The sequence below is a fragment of the Halorubrum miltondacostae genome (genome assembly GCF_041379815.1).
Taxonomy (GTDB): domain Archaea; phylum Halobacteriota; class Halobacteria; order Halobacteriales; family Haloferacaceae; genus Halorubrum; species Halorubrum miltondacostae.
In genome coordinates, this window is sequence record NZ_JBEDNY010000002.1 from 316,231 (window position 1) to 332,872 (window position 16,642).

15 protein-coding genes and 1 tRNA gene are annotated in these 16,642 nt (G+C 70.6%); 9 read left to right on the top strand and 7 right to left on the bottom strand.

The features are described from left to right. Window positions 1-26 precede the first annotated feature (26 nt). Window positions 27-560 (top strand): inorganic diphosphatase, encoded by a 534-nt coding sequence (locus ABNG04_RS07090; RefSeq protein WP_297887007.1) that lies wholly within the window; start codon window positions 27-29, stop codon window positions 558-560. 235 nt (window positions 561-795) lie between these two features. Here ABNG04_RS07090 and ABNG04_RS07095 read toward each other — a convergent pair whose 3' ends face one another. Next, on the bottom strand, window positions 796-1,593 hold the full coding sequence (locus ABNG04_RS07095; protein ID WP_371161281.1) for a helix-turn-helix transcriptional regulator: 798 nt from the start codon (window positions 1,591-1,593) through the stop codon (window positions 796-798). 111 nt (window positions 1,594-1,704) lie between these two features. Next, complete coding sequence (locus tag ABNG04_RS07100) at window positions 1,705-1,953, bottom strand: hypothetical protein (RefSeq protein ID WP_371161283.1); 249 nt, start codon at window positions 1,951-1,953, stop codon at window positions 1,705-1,707. A gap of 216 nt (window positions 1,954-2,169) precedes the next feature. Here ABNG04_RS07100 and ABNG04_RS18040 point away from each other — a divergent pair, with 216 nt between their 5' ends. Further along, on the top strand, window positions 2,170-2,301 hold the full coding sequence (locus tag ABNG04_RS18040) for a DUF7503 family protein (protein WP_445972116.1): 132 nt from the start codon (window positions 2,170-2,172) through the stop codon (window positions 2,299-2,301). Here the strand turns inward: ABNG04_RS18040 and ABNG04_RS07105 are convergent. Continuing rightward, the gene (locus ABNG04_RS07105) at window positions 2,298-4,448 is read right to left on the bottom strand and encodes a caspase family protein (protein ID WP_371161285.1); all 2,151 of its coding nucleotides are present in this window, start codon (window positions 4,446-4,448) and stop codon (window positions 2,298-2,300) included. The genes ABNG04_RS18040 and ABNG04_RS07105 overlap by 4 nt on opposite strands. 150 nt (window positions 4,449-4,598) lie before the next feature. On the opposite strand from ABNG04_RS07105, the gene ABNG04_RS07110 reads away from it, so the two are divergent. The 3 genes from ABNG04_RS07110 to ABNG04_RS07120 all read left to right on the top strand — a co-directional run bounded on the left by ABNG04_RS07110 (window position 4,599) and on the right by ABNG04_RS07120 (window position 7,735). Then, entirely contained in the window at window positions 4,599-5,555 is a 957-nt protein-coding gene (locus ABNG04_RS07110) for a succinylglutamate desuccinylase/aspartoacylase family protein (RefSeq protein ID WP_371161287.1), read from the top strand. Beyond that, complete coding sequence (locus ABNG04_RS07115) at window positions 5,555-6,754, top strand: pyridoxal-phosphate dependent enzyme (protein ID WP_371161289.1); 1,200 nt, start codon at window positions 5,555-5,557, stop codon at window positions 6,752-6,754. Before ABNG04_RS07110 ends, ABNG04_RS07115 begins: the two co-directional genes overlap by 1 nt. A gap of 84 nt (window positions 6,755-6,838) precedes the next feature. Further along, window positions 6,839-7,735, top strand: a complete 897-nt coding sequence (locus ABNG04_RS07120; protein WP_371161290.1) for a ketopantoate reductase family protein — start codon at window positions 6,839-6,841, stop codon at window positions 7,733-7,735. Between the two features lie 117 nt (window positions 7,736-7,852). Here ABNG04_RS07120 and ABNG04_RS07125 read toward each other — a convergent pair whose 3' ends face one another. After that, entirely contained in the window at window positions 7,853-8,074 is a 222-nt protein-coding gene (locus tag ABNG04_RS07125; RefSeq protein ID WP_371161292.1) for a DUF7556 family protein, read from the bottom strand. A gap of 397 nt (window positions 8,075-8,471) precedes the next feature. Here ABNG04_RS07125 and ABNG04_RS07130 point away from each other — a divergent pair, with 397 nt between their 5' ends. The 3 genes from ABNG04_RS07130 to ABNG04_RS07140 are packed head-to-tail and all read left to right on the top strand — an operon-like array spanning window position 8,472 to window position 11,738. After that, window positions 8,472-9,320 (top strand): CBS domain-containing protein, encoded by an 849-nt coding sequence (locus tag ABNG04_RS07130; protein WP_371161294.1) that lies wholly within the window; start codon window positions 8,472-8,474, stop codon window positions 9,318-9,320. Beyond that, on the top strand, window positions 9,321-11,111 hold the full coding sequence (glyS, locus tag ABNG04_RS07135; RefSeq protein ID WP_371161296.1) for a glycine--tRNA ligase: 1,791 nt from the start codon (window positions 9,321-9,323) through the stop codon (window positions 11,109-11,111). Window positions 11,112-11,114: 3 nt separating this feature from the next. After that, on the top strand, window positions 11,115-11,738 hold the full coding sequence (locus ABNG04_RS07140) for a dolichol kinase (protein ID WP_371161298.1): 624 nt from the start codon (window positions 11,115-11,117) through the stop codon (window positions 11,736-11,738). Between the two features lie 67 nt (window positions 11,739-11,805). Here ABNG04_RS07140 and ABNG04_RS07145 read toward each other — a convergent pair. Further along, window positions 11,806-11,890 (bottom strand) — tRNA-Ser (locus ABNG04_RS07145). 130 nt (window positions 11,891-12,020) lie between these two features. On the opposite strand from ABNG04_RS07145, the gene ABNG04_RS07150 reads away from it, so the two are divergent. After that, window positions 12,021-12,983: an AAA family ATPase gene (locus ABNG04_RS07150; protein WP_371161300.1), complete on the top strand. Its 963-nt coding sequence runs from the start codon at window positions 12,021-12,023 to the stop codon at window positions 12,981-12,983. A 53-nt stretch (window positions 12,984-13,036) separates the two neighbouring features. Here the strand turns inward: ABNG04_RS07150 and pyrE are convergent, their stop codons facing one another. Together pyrE and ABNG04_RS07160 are read right to left on the bottom strand one after the other, a co-directional pair. Then, complete coding sequence (gene pyrE / locus ABNG04_RS07155) at window positions 13,037-13,588, bottom strand: orotate phosphoribosyltransferase (protein WP_371161301.1); 552 nt, start codon at window positions 13,586-13,588, stop codon at window positions 13,037-13,039. A 72-nt stretch (window positions 13,589-13,660) separates the two neighbouring features. Then, entirely contained in the window at window positions 13,661-16,615 is a 2,955-nt protein-coding gene (locus ABNG04_RS07160) for a PAS domain-containing protein (protein WP_371161303.1), read from the bottom strand. Window positions 16,616-16,642: the final 27 nt, after the last annotated feature.

Consider the following 16,642-nt stretch of genomic DNA (forward strand, 5'->3'; position numbering starts at 1 on the left):
ACCGACATCGACCCACAGTCGGACACATGGCCAACCTCTGGGAGGACCTCGAGACGGGACCGAACGCGCCGGACGAGATCTACGCCGTTGTCGAGTGTCTCAAAGGCGAGCGGAACAAGTACGAGTACGACAAGGACATCCCCGGCGTTGTCCTCGACCGCGTGCTCCACTCCAACGTCCACTACCCGTACGACTACGGTTTTATCCCGCAGTCGTACTACGACGACGAGGACCCCTTCGACGTGATGGTGCTCGTCGAGGACCAGACGTTCCCCGGCTGCGTCGTCGAGGCCCGTCCCGTCGCTCTGATGAAGATGGACGACGACGGCGAGCAGGACGACAAGGTGATCGCGGTGCCGACCGAGGACCCCCGGTTCGACCACATTGAAGACCTCGACGACATCCCGCAGCAGACGCTCGACGAGATAGACGAGTTCTTCGCGACCTACAAGAACCTCGAGGCGGGCAAGGAGGTCGAGACGCTCGGTTGGGAGGACAAGGCCGCGGCGAAGGAAGCGATCGAACACGCCCAGGAGCTGTACGACGAGCAGTTCGCGTAACGGTCGTATAACCGCAGCGCATCCGTCGTCCGCCCCCGGATGCGTTATGCCTATGGGTAATTTTTAGGACGGCTGTCGCGTACTATCTACTAGAATCATGAGCGCCACCACGCCCTCCGTCGGTATCGACCATCCGACGGTCGTTCCCGCGAACTTCGACCCGGACGACGACGCCGACGACGCGGTGACCCAGGACGGCGACAGAGACGACGCGTAGCGACCGCCGAGTCCCTTCTCAGGCGCGTTCGACGACCGAAGCGAGCCGAGTCGCGTCGTCCCGAAGCGACTCGAACGCGTCGTCCACCCAGTCGACCACCGTGTCGTCGGTCGACTCGACGACGCAGCGTGGGTTGTTCTGTTCGTCGTACGCGGCCACGCAGGCCACGTCGCCGCAGCGGAAGAGCCCGTACTCGATCGGCTCGGCGCTCACGTACACCTCCGCGGCGTCGTCGGCTAACGCACGGTCCGTCGCCGGTTCGAACTCCGCGACCGACGCGTCGGCCGCGCCGCGGTCGATGATCAGCTCCACGCTCGCGCCGTCGTCCAACGCCGCGGCCGCCGCGTCGTTGAATTGCCGGATGACGACCGGGGAGACGGCGCGGATCTCGTCGCCGTGGCTCTCGCGGAGCAGCTCCGTGAGGCGATCGACGACCGCTAGGGGAGTCTTGTCGGACGCGACGGTGAGGTCGCTGTCGGAGATCCCATCCGGCGGGAAGTCGACGCCGACCCGTTCGAGAGTCGCGGCGAACCCGCCGTACCGGTCGCCGCGCTCGACCTCCGCTAAGAGCGTCTCGTACGCGTCGTGAACGCGCTCACCTGTCGGCGTCACCCGATAGGCGGCGTCGCGTTTCACCACCCAGTCCCGCTCGCGGAACCCCGCGAGGATCCGCTGGACCGTTGTCCGGGTGGCGTCGACCGCGTCGGTCAGGTCGGCCGGTCGCCGCGAGTCGTCGCGCAGCGCCCGGAGTATCGCGACCCGAACAGGTGAGCCGGCGAGGTACTGTGCGCTGTCGTGTCCATTCTCGGCCCTCATCGTGTGATCCGTGTGTACGCGTACCGGCCTGTTAACCGTACCGCGTCCCGGCAGCGGCCGCCGGCGCTCGGGCCGCGCGGCGCCACCCGGACCGCGGACACGCTCGGGGAGTCAGCCCCGGTATCGGAACGACACGACCGTGCCGACGGTGTCCTCGCCGGCGATCCGCTCCGTGGTCACGGTCACGGTCGCGAGCGCGTCGGCCCCGAGCGCCTCCTCGATCACCGCCCGCAGCGCGTCGGGGTTCGCGCCCTCTTGGATCACCGGGACCCGGACCTGTCGGCGGTTGACCGCGACGTCGCCGAGGTCGTACTCCGTGTGCTCGAACGCCTCTCGGATCGCGGGTTCGATGTCGGTCATGGCACGGGAGACTCCGCGCCCGGCGGTGAAAAAACGCGGTCCTCGGTCGGCGCCCGCGTGGCCGCCGATTCTTTCGGTCTGCGGAGCGGACAAGATGGCGAATCTGTCGGCTGCTGCGGCTGTGTCAATTTAATTCGGACACAAATAAATTCAAATATCTCTGTTATTCAACCGTAAAACAATCTCAATATTTATTTATCCTGATACTTTTAGAATATGCACGAAAGTGTGGCAGAATACGTGGCAGAGCACCCGAAAATGGCCGGCGTCCTGTTTACCGCGCTCCTACTGCTAACGCAGGCGGCGCCTGTGGCGGCGAATGCCGGCGTTGCAGACCCGGGCCCCTAATCGAGATCGAATTCCCCAGCCCAAGTCAGCCCGTTTTTATAAAAGACTGGCAGTAACTCTAAGTCTAATAGCTCAGACATTTCCTGAGTAGAGACAGCATTACAGACAACCTCTGAAGGAACATAGTAATTATTCTCGATCGCATCCAGATTTAAGCTAGCTAAGGATCCGACCCCGTGATTCCCATTTGGATAAAATTCTGCTGAAAGATTGAATTCGTCGTGTCTTCCATCTTTCACCTCAAACACGAGTGCCATTCCACTCCGACTCTGGCAGACTGTTGTCCCACCATCTCCCACTACGATGTACTGGTGACCGGTGATCAACTCCCGCTTCGCGACGTGAAGCGCGGTCCGGAGGTTGAACCCGCTGTTCATCAGGCGGGCGATGATCCGGCCGAGCGTCGTGGCCGGTGAGTTCGCCACGTCGGAGAGCGTGACGATGCCGCCGCGCGAGCCGCGGTGGATGAGCGCCTCGCCCTGCTGGTACGACTGACAGGCGTTGAGGAGGAACGCGCTGACGCCGATCTCGAGGTCTTCGTCCGTCAGATCCAGGTAGCTGTCGGCGCACTGCATCCCGCGCTCGTCGACGTGGCCGATGTAGTGGAGGAAGTCGACGTCGGACGCGAGCACGTCGCGCATCTCCTCGCGGGAGAGGTCGTGGCGCACCTCGATGTCGAACTGGACCATGTCGCGCAGGCCGTACAGGTCGGCGACATCGCCCTCCTCGCGCATCTGCTCGTCGTTACAGACGACGAGCACGGAGATGCGCGACTGCTCGACCTGTCCGGCTTCGAGCCGGCGGTGGTACGCGTCGAGCGTCGCCTTGTTCGCGTCGAGCGGGACGCCGTCGCCGACCCACGCGTGCTCGACCGTGTTGACGGGCTCCGGCCGCACGAAGTCGGTCTGCGCTGCGACCGCGCCGCGGTCCGCGGACGGGTCGACGCCCCGAGTCGCGCCCGCGCTCGCACCGCCACGCACGAACTCGCCGTCGTCGAGACTGGCGCCGGCGACCTGGGAGTCTCGTCTCGTCGCCGGCGACGCGCTCCGGTTCGGACTGCCGAGGAAGCCGACGCCGACGCCCTCGTCGTCCGCGACCGGCGTGACGGTTTCCGGTGAGCGGACGATCGATAACTCGCCGGCGACGAACGGGAGCATCTCGACGTTCCCCGGGCTGGGGCGGACGTCGGTCGTCAGCGTCCACTGCGGGAGTTCGGGCTCGATATCTCGGAAGGGAACCTCGAGGTACTCGCCGAGCCGCGTCGCGAGCGGGAGGTTGTACAGCCGCTCCCAGTCGAGGTCGAGGGCGGTCGTCTCGCGCTCGTGGAGGTCGACGGGATAGAAGCCCTCCGTCCGGACGAGACAGTCGAGGTGGAATGACTGCCGGAGCACCTCCGCCGTCCGCGTCTCGAACCCGGGTTCCAGCGGGTACGTCCAGCCATCCCCCTCGATCCGCGGGGCGTCGCCGGGGGCGACGTTGGCGGCGAAGTAGTACGCCAGCGAGACCACGGGGTAGAGGTAGCGGTACTCGGGTGGCACGACGATCCGAACCCCGCTGTCGACCGGCTCCACCCGCTCCGGGACGCTGAACTCCTCGCCCGGCTCGATGAGCGGCGGGTGCCCCCGGAGCGTCGGAAACGACCGCTCCGGGCTGGTCGTCTGGAGCCCGGAGCCGAGCAGCGAGACGGCGTCCATCAGCGACTCGGGGTCGGTCGGCGTCGTGATCGTGCCGGCGGGCGTCTGGTGGAGCGTCCGGAAGCCGAGTCCGACGGTGCCGACCGTGTCGAGGTCGATACGCGTCGTCCGGTCCGTCGTCGAGACAGCGAACGCGGAGTCAAAGGTGAGGTACAGCTTCGTCGGTGCGGGGTCGATTCCGACGTGGTACGTCCCATCCGGCATTTCGTAGCAATCACCCCGCGTCAAGAGGTTTCCGTCGCTGTCTCTCGTCTGTACGACCGCGACCCGCGGGATCTCGATCGAGCCCGTCTCGACCGCGACGCTCGTGTCGACCGGGAAGTAGTGGTCCGACTCCGGGCGCGGACGAGGGTCGACGGCCCGGTCGGTGTACACCTCGAACTGGGTGTTCTCGATGTGGTCCGTCACGGTGATCCCGTCGGCCTCGCGCAGCGGGTCGATGTCGATGCTCATGGGGACTCGCCGCGGTCGTCGAGAGGGTCCGGAACCGGCGACGCGGCGGTTGTAGGTACTACTCGTTGAACGATAGCGGCGATAAAGCTTGTGTCGGCCGGATCGCCGCGGACCGAATCGATAAAGTCCCGGCCGCCCCACCTTCTCGTAATGATAACGCTGGGAACGGCCCGCGCCTCCCCCGGTGAGACGGACACAGGCCGTCTCGAGGTGGGCGAGATGCGGGACGGGAGCCCCGTCCGGCTGCCGGTCGCCGTCGTCAACGGCGCGGCCGACGGGCCGACGCTGTACGTACAGGCGGTGAGCGACGGCGACGAGCTGAACGGACTGGGCGTCGTCAACCGCGTCGTTCCGCGGCTCGATCCCGCCGAGCTGTCCGGGTCGGTCCTCGTCGTCGGCATCGTGAACCACTTCGCGTTCCAGGCCGCCGAACACCGGAACCCGGTCGACGACCGGAAAATGAACCGCGGCTACCCCGGCGACGCCGACGGCACGACGAGCGAGCGGATCGCCCACGAGACGTTCCAAGTCGCCAAGCGCGCCGACTACATCCTCGACCTCCACCAGGGGTCGACGAGCCGGATGATAAACGAGACCCGCGTCCGCTGTGGCGTCCGCCACCGGCTCCACGGCGACTGCTTGGAGCTCGCGAAGGCGTTCGGCTGCGGACACGTCCTCGACATCAAGGGCCCGGACGGCCAGCTCGCCCGGGCCGGCCCAGAGCACGGCATCCCCACCGTCGACCCGGAGCTCGGCGGCTGCGTCGGCTGGGACGAGGAGTCGATCCGGTACGGTGTCGAGGGCGTGTTCAACGTGCTCCGCCACTACGGGTTCCTCGACGGCGACGCCTCCCTCGAGTCACAGACTCGGGCGCGCGGCTTCGACCAGTACGGCTCGCCGGCCGGCGGGCTGGTCCGCTTCGAGCGCGAACTCGGCGAGCGCGTCGCCGCCGGCGACGTCCTCTTCGAGGTGACCGATACGTTCGGCTCCCTAGAGGCCCGCGTGACCGCGGACGCGAACGGTGTCTTCTGGCGGACGCGCCGGCTCCCGCAGGTGGCCGCGGGTGAGTACGTCTGCTCGATCGGGACGAACGTCGACACGTACTGATGGGCTCCCCCGACCCCCGCGACCCGGAGCGGTCCGCGCTCCGCGAACTCCGTTGTCCCGCCTGCGGCGAGACGTACCGCGACTGTTGGCGCTGTCGGTGCGGCGCGCCCCTGGACTTCGCCGACCCACCGGTGCCAGAGGGCCCGGCCCCCGACCCGTCCGCGTTCGACGCGCGCGACGGACTGTGGGCGTTCGACGACCTGCTCGCGGTCGGCGACGACCCGTCCGACTGCGTGACGCTCGGCGAAGGGATGACGCCGCTCGTCGACGCCGACGAGGGTCGCGAACCGACAGACGGCGCGGGACCCGAGATCCCTCCGTGGGACGCGTCGTTCAAGCTGGAGTACGTCTTCCCGACCGCCTCGTTCAAGGACCGCGGCGCGGCCGCGACGCTGACGCGGGCCCGGGAGTTGGGCGTCGAGCGCGTCGTCGAGGACTCCTCCGGCAACGCCGGGGCGGCGATCGCGACCTACGCCGCCCGCGCCGGGATGTCAGCCGAGATCTACGTGCCCGCGGACGCCAAGGAGTCGAAGCTCCGCGCGATCCGCCGCGCCGGCGCCGACCCAGTCCGGATCGAGGGGAGTCGGGGGGATGTGACGAACGCGTGCGTCGCGGCGCTCGACGGAGACCGCGCGGACGCGGGGACCGACGCCTGGTACGCCAGCCACGCGTGGAACCCGGCGTTCTTCGAGGGGACCGCCACCGTCGCCTTCGAGATCGCGCTCCAGCGAGGCTGGGACGCCCCGGACGCCGTCGTGACCCCGCTCGGCCACGGAACGCTCTTCCTCGGCGCGTACCGCGGCTTCAGTCGGCTGAAACGCGCCGGCTGGATCGACGCGGTCCCCCGGCTCTACGGCGCGCAGGCGGCCGGCGTCGCGCCGGTCGTCGAGGCGCTCCACGGCCCCGAGGCGGCCCGTCCGGACGGGACGGTCAACGACGCGGCCGACGGGATCCAGATCGCCGAGCCGGTCCGCGACCGCGAGATCCGCGAGGCGATCGACGCGACCGGCGGCGACGCACTTGCGGTCACGGAAGCGGCCGCAACGCGCGAATTCGACCGACTCCACGCTGCCGGCTTCTACACGGAGCCGACCTGCGCGGTCGCGCCCGCCGCGCTCCGGACGCTGCGCGACCGGGGCGAGATCGCCTCCGCCGAGGACGTCGTGGTTCCGCTCACCGGGAGCGGGCTGAAGGGCTGAGACGGGTGTGTGACGCGACCGGTCGGCGGGCGGCGACCCGGACTCACCGTTACCACTATTCTGCCGGCGTCCTTCCGACGGTGTATGGAGGTGCTCGTCTACGGCGCCGGCGCGCTCGGAAGCCTCGTGGGCGGGCTGCTGGCGCGCGAACACGACGTGACGCTTGTCGGTCGCGACCGGCACATGCGGCGCATCCGCGAGGACGGGCTACGGATCGACGGCGAGCTGGACGTCCGCGTCTCCCCGCGGGCGCTCACCGACGGGACGCACCGCGTCGCGGATCTCGCGCTCGTCACGACCAAGGCGTACGACACCGACGCGGCGGCGCGGGCGCTCGCGACCGGCGAGTACGAGGCGGTCTGCTCGCTCCAGAACGGGCTCACGGAGGAGCGGCTGGTCGCCGCGCTCGACGCCACGGTCCTCGCGGGCACCGCGAGCTATGGGGCTCGGTTCGCGGAGCCGGGCCGGGTCACCTGTACCGGCGTCGGCGAGGTGGTCGTCGGCGCGCTCTCCGGCGGCGTCGGGGCCGAGGCCGCGCGGGTCGGTGCCGCCTTCGACGCGGCGGACGTCGAGACGGTCGTGGCCGAGGACATGCCGACGCGGCGCTTCGAGAAGCTCGCGGTCAACGCCGGGATCAACGGCCCCTCGGCGCTCGCGCGGACCGAGAACGGCCCGACCCTCGACGGTCCCGCGGCCGAGGTCGGGCGCGAGGCCGCCCGCGAGGTCGCTCGCGTCGCCCGGGCTGCCGGGGTCGACCTGTCCGACGACCGGGCGGTCGCCGCCGTCGAGCGCGTCGCCGCCGACACCGCGGCGAACCGGTCGTCCATGTACGAGGACGTCGCGAACGACCGCCGAACCGAGGTCGACGCCATCTACGGCGCGGTCGTCGACCGGGCCGAGCGCCGCGACGTGTCGGTGCCGACGTGCCGGACGATCGGCGCGCTGATCCGCGGCTGGGAGGCGGAGCGCGGGCTGCGGTGAGCGAGGTCCGTCGCGGCGCTCCGTGGCGGAACGGCGACGTCGGGCGCCAGCGGCGCGGCTACGCGAGGGCGCGACCGGCGGGAAAAGATCAGCCGGGGTCGTCGGCGTTCGGGGGGCTCAGCACCACTCCTTGAGGACGGTCGCGTCGGTCTCGTCGACCGAGACCCACGCGTCCTCTCGCGAGACGTCCGCGATGACGAGCTCCGGTCGCGACGACGAGGAGTCGATAGACGCCATCACGTCCGGCGCGTCGGCGGCGTCGAGCGCCGGGTCCGTCGGCAGCGCCGTCCGACGGCGGTCGGGGTCCGGGTCGTCCCAAGGAGTGGAACTCCGTGACATGGTTGTGAATAGTTCACAGTACGTATAAGAGTTGCGAACCGGCCCGCGACTGGCCGTCGAATTGGAGATTCCCCCGACACGCGACCGACGGATCGCCCCTCGAACCGCCCCTCGAACGACGATCCGGCGAAACGTGTCGGCTTTCGAACCGGCCCGCAGGGCGGTGTGGCCGGCCAGCGCCCCCGGTTCCGGTGCGCCAACGGCTTCAACGCGCACCGGACCCGACGCGTCCTCGCTCCTGACGTGTCATCGCTCCCGTCTCGTCCCCGCAGCGGACGCGCTCCTCCCCTCGACGCGTCGCTCCCGCTCGCGGGTCCCGTTCGTTCCCCGCCGGCTCGTGACACACGCCTCCGCACACCTTCGCAGTATACAAGAGGTGTCACGCTGAATGACGGGCATGAACGTCGCAGACGCCATGACGCCCCGGTCGGAGCTCGTCGTCGTCGAGATCCCCGGCAGCCGGAACGACGTGCTGGAGTACATCCAAGACCACGGCTTCTCGTCGGTGCCGGTCGTGAAGGATGTCGACGGCGACGAGGTGTACCGCGGGCTCGTCACGCGCGACGACCTGATCGACCAGCCGGACGAGGACCAGCTCGCGCTGCTGATGCGCGAAGTCCCCACCGTGGGGACTGCCGCCGACCTCGTCGACGCCGCCCGGACGATGGCCGCCGAGGGCTCGCGCCGCCTGCCCGTGGTCGACGGCGACGAGATCGTTGGCATCCTCACCGTCACGGACGTGGTGCGGGCCATCGCCCGCGGCGAGGTCGACGGCGAGACCCGCGTGGGCGAGCTCGCGACGGGGGAAGTCAACGCGACCCACACCGAGACGCCGCTCACGGTCGCCGAGCGCGAGATCGCGCTCTCGGGGGTCCCGTACGCGGTCGTCCTCGACGGCGACGCCGCAGTCACGGGGATGCTCACCGAGGTCGACATCCTGGAGGTCGCCCGCGTCGTCGAGGGCGAGGCGAGCACCGGCGACTCGATCGCCGAGGAGGACTCCGAGTGGTCCTGGGAGGGGATCAAGGCGACGGGCGCGCGCTACCTCCCGACCCGGAACGTCGAGATCCCGGCGGAGGCCGTCCGCCACTTCATGACCGACGACCTCATCACCGTCAACGCCACGCGGACGGCCAAGGAGGTCGCCCAGGAGCTCATTAGCAACGACATCGAGCAGGTCCCGCTCGTCTCCGGCACGGAGCTGGACGGCATCGTCCGCGACGTGGACCTGCTGGAGGGGCTGTAGATGGCGGCGGACGCGCTCGCCGAGCTCGCGAAGCGCCGCGGCTTCTTCTTCGGGTCGAACGGCGCGTACGGCGGCACGGCCGGCTTCTACACGTTCGGGCCGCAGGGCGCGGCGCTCAAGCGGAACGTCGAGGACGCGTGGCGCGACCGGTTCACCATCCGCGAGGGGAACCGCGAGATTGAGGCGCCGACGGTGATGCCGGAGCCCGTCTTCGAGGCGTCCGGCCACCTGGAGGGGTTCGACGACATGCTCGTCGAGTGCCCCGAGTGCGGCGAGTCCCACCGCGCCGACCACCTCGTCGAGGACGCCACGGACGTCGAGGATGCCGAGGCGCTGCCCGGCGAAGAGGTCGCCGAGCTCATCGCCGACAACGGGATCGCCTGCCCCGCCTGCGGCACCGAGCTCGCCGGCCAGCCGGTCGAGGCGTTCAACCTCATGTTCGCGACCGACATCGGCCCCGGCGACGCCCAACCGGGCTACCTCCGCCCGGAGACCGCTCAAGGGATCTTCGTGGAGTTCCCGCGGCTGAAGGAGTACGCCCGCGGGAACCTCCCGTTCGGCATCACCCAGATCGGCCCGGCCTACCGCAACGAGATCTCGCCCCGCGGCGGGCTCCTCCGGCTCCGCGAGTTCACGCAGGCCGAGTTGGAGCAGTTCATCGACCCCGAGGCGGACGAGCCGCCGCTCGACCGCGTCCGCGACGTCGAGGTGCGCCTCTACCCCGCGACGGAGCAGGAGGCCGACGACGGCGACTACCTCGACACGACGGTCGGCGAGGCCGTCGACGAGGGCGTCATCGGCTCCCCGTGGGTCGGCTACTACCTCGGCGTCGCCCAGGAGTGGTACGAGCGCGTCGGCGTCGACCTCGACCGCTTCCGCTTCCGGCAGCACCTCGCCGGCGAGCGGGCCCACTACGCCGCCGACTGCTGGGACGCCGAGAGCAAGGTCGATGGCGACTGGATCGAGATCGCCGGCTTTGCGTACCGCGGCGACTACGACCTCTCGAAGCACGACGAGTACGGCGACGACGCGTTCACGGTGTTCAAACGGTACGACGAGCCGAAGACCGTTGAGCGCGCCACGGTCGACCCCGACATGTCCGTCCTCGGGCCCGAGTTCGGCGGCGACGCCGCCGCGGTCGCCGAGGCGCTGGAGACGCTCGCGGAGCGCGATCCCGACGCCTTCGACGGCGAGGCGGTCGCGGTCGACGTGGACGGCGAGACGCGCGAGGTCGACGCCGACGTCGCGAACTTCTCGGTCGAGGAGGTGACCGAGAGCGGCGAACACATCACGCCCCACGTCGTCGAGCCGTCGTTCGGCGTCGGCCGGACCGTCCAGACGCTGCTCGCGCACGCCTACAGCGAGGACGAGGTCGACGGCGAGTCGCGGACGTACCTCTCGCTCGAGCCCGAGGTCGCGCCGCAGGACGCCGCCGTCTTCCCGCTCGTCACCAACGACGACCGCCTGACCGCGCTCGCCGACGAGGTGGCGGCCGACCTGCGGGCCGCCGGCCTCGCGGTCGCGTACGACGACTCCGGCTCGATCGGCCGCCGCTACCGGCGGCAGGACGAGGTCGGCACCCCGTTCTGCGTCACGGTCGACCGCGACGGGATTGAGGGGGACGGTGCCGACACCGTCACGCTCCGCGAGCGCGACTCCGCGGCGCAGGTCCGGATCCCGGTCGCCGACCTGGCCGACGAGCTGACCGCGCTCCGCGAGGGCGAGCCGTTCGCGTCCGTCGCCGACCGGTACGACGCGGTCGACACCGACGTCGAGACGGCGGGGAACTGAGGGGTGACCCTCCCGGCGGCGGCGTGGCGCGAGCGCGTGGAGTTCGAGCGCCGGCTGGTCCACGCCAGCGGCACCCTCTATCCGGTGCCGTATCTATTGGGGTGGATCTCGTGGCGGACGACCGGCCGGCTGCTCATCCTGAGCGTCGCGATCGCGGCCGTCCTCGAGGCGCTGCGGCTCGCCGACTCGGTCGGCCCGCTCGCACCGCTGTACGACGCACTTGTCCGCGACTACGAAGCCGACGGAGTTGCGGGCTACGCGCTGTATCAGGTGAGCATGGCCGCGACCGCGCTCGTCTTCGCGCCCGTCTTCGCCGTGCCCGCGATGTGGATGCTCTCCGTCGGCGACCCGATAAGCGGCGGGCTCGGCGACAACGGGGCGACGGAGCCGAAGCGCCTCTCGGTGGTGGCGGCGATGGTGTTCGTCTGCTTCGGGATCGCCGTCCCGTACGCGATCCCCGAGTTCGGCCCCGATCCGGGCGTGATCGTCGCGCTCGCCGGGGCGATCCCCGCGGCGGTCGCGGACGGGCTCCCCCCGCTGATCCGCGGCGTCGCCGTCGACGACAACCTCACCATCCCGCCGGCGGCCGCCAGCGGGATGTTCCTCGCGGCGGCGCTGATAGGATAGCGTGTTTGGTCGCGGCCGAGTGAGAGCCGCGACGGCGCCGTCGCTCGCCGAGCGAAATTGAGAGGAACGCCGAGGCGGAGATTTGAACTCCGGTGTCCGAATGGACAGTAGATTTCGAATCTACCGCCTTGGCCAGGCTAGGCTACCTCGGCTCACTCCGACGTTGGCCGGTTCCGCTGTTATGCGTTTCGATCGCCGTCGCGGCGCGGCACCGCGATTCCTCCTCTGGTACTCCGCCGCTCCGCCGACAACGCTTTTCGGCCCGGCTCCCGTGCGGTGGATATGGACGTCCCCGAAGCGGCCGACGCCTGCGCCCGCGTCGTCGACGAGGTCGGCGGCGCGGTCGTCGCCGACCGCGAGTTCCTCGACCGCGTCACGCTCGGCATCCTCGCCCGCGGCCACGTCCTCTTGGAGGACGTGCCGGGCACCGGGAAGACCCTCTCCGCGCGCTCGTTCGCCACCGCGCTCGGCTTGGAGTTCTCGCGGATCCAGTTCACCCCGGACCTCCTGCCCGCCGACGTCACCGGCACCAACGTGTTCGACGAGCGGGACGGCTCGTTCACCTTCTCGCCGGGCCCGATCTTCGCGAACGTCGTGCTCGCCGACGAGATCAACCGCGCCCCGCCGAAGACCCAGGCCGCCCTCCTAGAGGCGATGGAGGAGGGGCAGGTGACCGTCGACGGCGAGACGCACGCCCTGCCGAGCCCGTTCTACGTCATCGCGACGCAGAACCCGGTCGAGAGCGAGGGGGCGTTCCCGCTGCCGGAGGCCCAGCTCGATCGGTTCACGATCAAGACCTCCATCGGCTACCCGGACGAGGACGGCGAGCTGGAGCTGCTCCGCCGCCGGGCCGGCCGCGTCGAGCAGTCGCCGACGGTCGACCGCGTCCTCGACCCCGACTCCGTGGCGGCGCTGCGGGAGGTCCCGGAGTCCGTCCGCGTCGAGGACGACCTGCTACGCTACGCCGCGGGGCTCGCGCGGGCGACCCGCGAGGACCGCCGGGTCGAGGCGGGCGTCTCCCCCCGCGGCACGCAGCGCCTCTTCGAGACGGCCCGTGCGGCCGCGGTCGTCGCCGGCCGCGAGTTCGTCACGCCCGACGACGTGAAGCGGGTCGCGGAGCCGACGCTCGCCCACCGACTCGTGTTGACGCCGGACGCGGCCGTCAACGACGTCGACGAGCGCGACGTAATCGCCGACGTGCTCGACCGCGTCGCCGTGCCGACGGTGGAGCCGCCTGAGGCGTAGTAGGCGCGGGGACCGCCGTTTTCGGCGCTACCTTGTGCTCCCGATCCTCCCGCCTACTCCTCTTCCCGCTCCGCCAGTAGTTCAGTCGCCGTGAGCAGCGACTCCAGCTCGACGTCGTGCTCCGCGAGCAGCTCCGCGGCCCCCTCCTCGCGGTCGACGACGACCAGCACGCGGTCCACCGTCGCGCCCGCCTCGCGGAGCGCCTCGACCGCGTCGACCGCGGACTGCCCGGTCGTGGCGATGTCCTCGATCACGACCACTTCCTCGCCGTCGTCGAGCCGCCCCTCGATCCGGTTGCCCGTGCCGTACTCCTTCGCCTGCTTGCGCGCGATGACGTACGGGCGGCCGAGCTCGGCGGCCGTCACGGCCACCAGCGGGACCGCGCCCAGCGCGACGCCGGCGAGCTTCGCGTCCGCGTCGGCGAGCCGGTCGGCGAACGCCTCGGCGACGAGCGTCAGCGCGTCCGGGTCGGTCTCGAAGAGGTACTTGTCGACGTAGTAGTCGCTCGTGCCGCCGTGGGACAGCTCGAACTCGCCGAACCGGACGGCGTCCGCGGCGGTGAGCGCCGCGATCAGCTCGCGTCGTCGGTCGTCATCGTCGGTCATACGCCGAGAAGGACCATCGCCGACAATAAACGGGTCGGAACGCGGAGGCGACCCGCCGCGCCCCGGCCCCGCTCACTCCGCCGCCGGCAGCACGAGCGTCACGGTCGCGCCCTCGCCGTCGATCCCGGGGCCGAACCGGATCTCGCCGCCGTACGCCTCGACCACCCAGGCGGCGATCCACAGCCCGACGCCGGTGTTGTGCCGCAGCTGCGTCACCTCGCGGTCCTCGGCGATGACCTCCCGCACCGCGGTCGGGATCCCCGGACCGTCGTCGGCGACGCTCACCCGCACGGCTCCGCCGTCCGGGTCGCGGTCGGCGGTCACCGCGACGCGTGGCGCGTCGCCGCCGTGTTCGACCTCGTTCTCCACGAGGTGGTCGACCGCGATCGCGAGGCGGTCGTCGCCGCGTACCGCGATCCCCGCCGGCACGTCGGCGGTGATCCGCGCGTTCGACCCGTCGGCGGCGTACTCCGCGACGACCCCCTCGACGACCGCCGCCACGTCGACCGGGACGGGGTCGGTCGCGTACCCCTCTTCGACGACCCGTCGCAGCGTGGTGGCCCCCTCGGCGACGCCGCTGAGCCGCTTGCCCGTCGCCTCGATCCGCCGCGCGTAGTCGCGGATCCGGTCGTCGTCGGTCCGGTCGGCGATCTCGCTCGCGAAGCCGAACACGACGTTCAGCTCGTTGCGGAGGTTGTGCCTGAGGATCCGGTTGACGATCCGGACGTACCGCTCCCGGCGCTTCCGGTCGATGATGTCGGTGTAGATGCCGAACGCCCGACGCACCCCCTCGCTCTCGTAGCTGAACCCGCGGAAGAGGAACTCCCGCGGGCCGTCGACGGTCCGCCGCCTGACCTCCTCCGTGGTGAACCCCTGTTCGCGGACCAGCGCGTCGAGGTCGACTCCTCCGACGGGCCCGCCCTCCCGCCGGTCGCCCAGACGGTCGTCGTCGATGTCCAACGCCTCGATCGTCCGGCCGCGAAGCGTCGACTCGTCCGCGCCGAACTGCGACTCGAACGCCGGGTTAGCCCCGTCGATCACCGTCGCGTCGTCCTCGAGGATCACCTCCATCACCGGGTCCGGGATCCGGTCGAAGAGCCGCCGGAAACGGTCGCGCTCGGCCGACAGCTCGGTCCGGGTCCGGCGGAGCGCGGTGACGTCGGACAGCGACCCGACGACGCCGCCCTCGCGGTCGGAGAGCGTCGACAGGCGCAGCTGCCCGTACCGCGGCTGCCGATCCCCGTCGCGCTCGACGGTCAGCTCGACCGTCCTCGTGGGCTGCCGGCCGGCAGCGGCCTCGGCCGCCGCGCCGGTGAGCGCCCCGACCGCGTCGGCCGCCCGCTCCGCGTCGTCCGGGGCGACAAGCGCGTCGAGCCGCCGGCCGACGATTGTCTCGGCGTCGACGTCGCCGACCCACTCGGCGAACGGTCCGGTCGCGTAGGTGACGGCGCCGTCGTCGTCGAGGACGCACACCATGTCGTCGACGTTCTTCAGCGCGTCCTCGTAGGTCCGGAGCCGCTGGCGCCGGTCGTTGGCGTCCATCGTCGCGACCGCGTTCGTCGCAAGCAGTTCGAGCACGCTGACGTCGCTCTCGTCGAAGGCGTCCGGCTCCTCGGAGCCGACGATGAACACGCCGTGGTCCGCGAGCGGGACCGCGACGAACGAGCGCATCCCGTGGTACTCCGCATCGCCGCCGTTCGACGGGCCGCCGCCGATGGACGCGAGGCGTTCGTCGGTCGCGAGGTCGTCGCACACCCACCGCTCGCCCCGCCGGAAGACGTCGCCGGTGATCCCCTCGCTCGGCGGTCGCGGGTCCCGGCTGGCGGCGAACGCGTCGCCGATCCCGTCGCTCGTGGCGGCGAGGCGGAGCCGCCCCGTGCCCTCGTCGAACAGCCGTACGCCGCTTATCTGGTAGTCGAGGATCTGGTCCGCCGCCTCGACGAGCCGCTCCGCGACCCCCTTCGCGTCGCCCTCGCGTTGGATGCGCTCGACGGTCCCGAGCAGTCGTTCGAGGGTCTGCTCGCGCCGCTTCCGCTCGGAGACGTCGGCGAAGAACACGGAGAGGCCGTTCGGCGAGGGGTAGGCCGTCACGTCGGTCCACAGGTCGAGCGGCTCGTACCGGTCCTCGAAGGAGACGACCTCCTGCGTCTCCATCGCCCGGCGGTAGTTCCGCTCGTACTTCTGCCCGAGCGCCGCCGGGAACTCCGCCCAGACGTCGTCGCCGACCAGCTCGTCGGCGTCGCGGTCGAGCAGCGACGCGGCGGCGTCGTTGACGTAGGTGAACCGGAACTCGTCGTCGAGCGCGAAGAACCCGTCGTCGATCCGATCGAGCGTCTCCTCGAACCGGTCGACTGCTGCCGCCCGCTCCTCGCTGGCCACCTCGCGCTCTAACGCCCCGCCGAGCCACTCGGCGAGCAGCTCGACGAACAGCCGCTCGGACTCGTCGAACGGGCGGTCGCGCGGATCGACGTCGAGGAAGCAGAGCGTCCCGTACACCTCGCCGTCGACGACGACCCGCCCGCCGACGTAGCTGCCGACGCCCGAGCGCTCGTACGCCGGGTCGCCGGCGAGCCCCGCCGCTTCCGGGTCGGTGATCGCGAGCACGCCGCCGTCGGTGTTGCCGGCACCCTCGTCGTCGGGGCGCCCGTCGGGGCCGCGGCCGACCGTCCGCCGGCAGTACGTCAGCTCCAGCGGGACCGTCCCGTCGTCGTCGAGCTCGTCCGCTGCCATCGACTCCACGAGGCCGGTCGAGTCCCTGAACCGCCGGATCTCGATCCGGTCGCCCTCGACCCGGGACGAGTAGCCGATCGACAGGTCGAGGTAGTCGCGGCCGAGGTCGAGCAGGGCGTCGATCTGCTCGTCGAGGTCGGCGCACCGGTCCGAGACGATCCGCACGAACGGTTCGAGGAACGCCCGCTCCCCGGCGTCGGCCGCCGATTCGGGGCCGGCGCGTGGTCCCTCCGCTTCGGGTCCGTTCCGTTCCGTCTCTGCGTCGCCGTCGCGTCCGCCCGCGAGCGCGTCGATCACGGTCGGCGAGCGTCTCGCCGTCGGCCG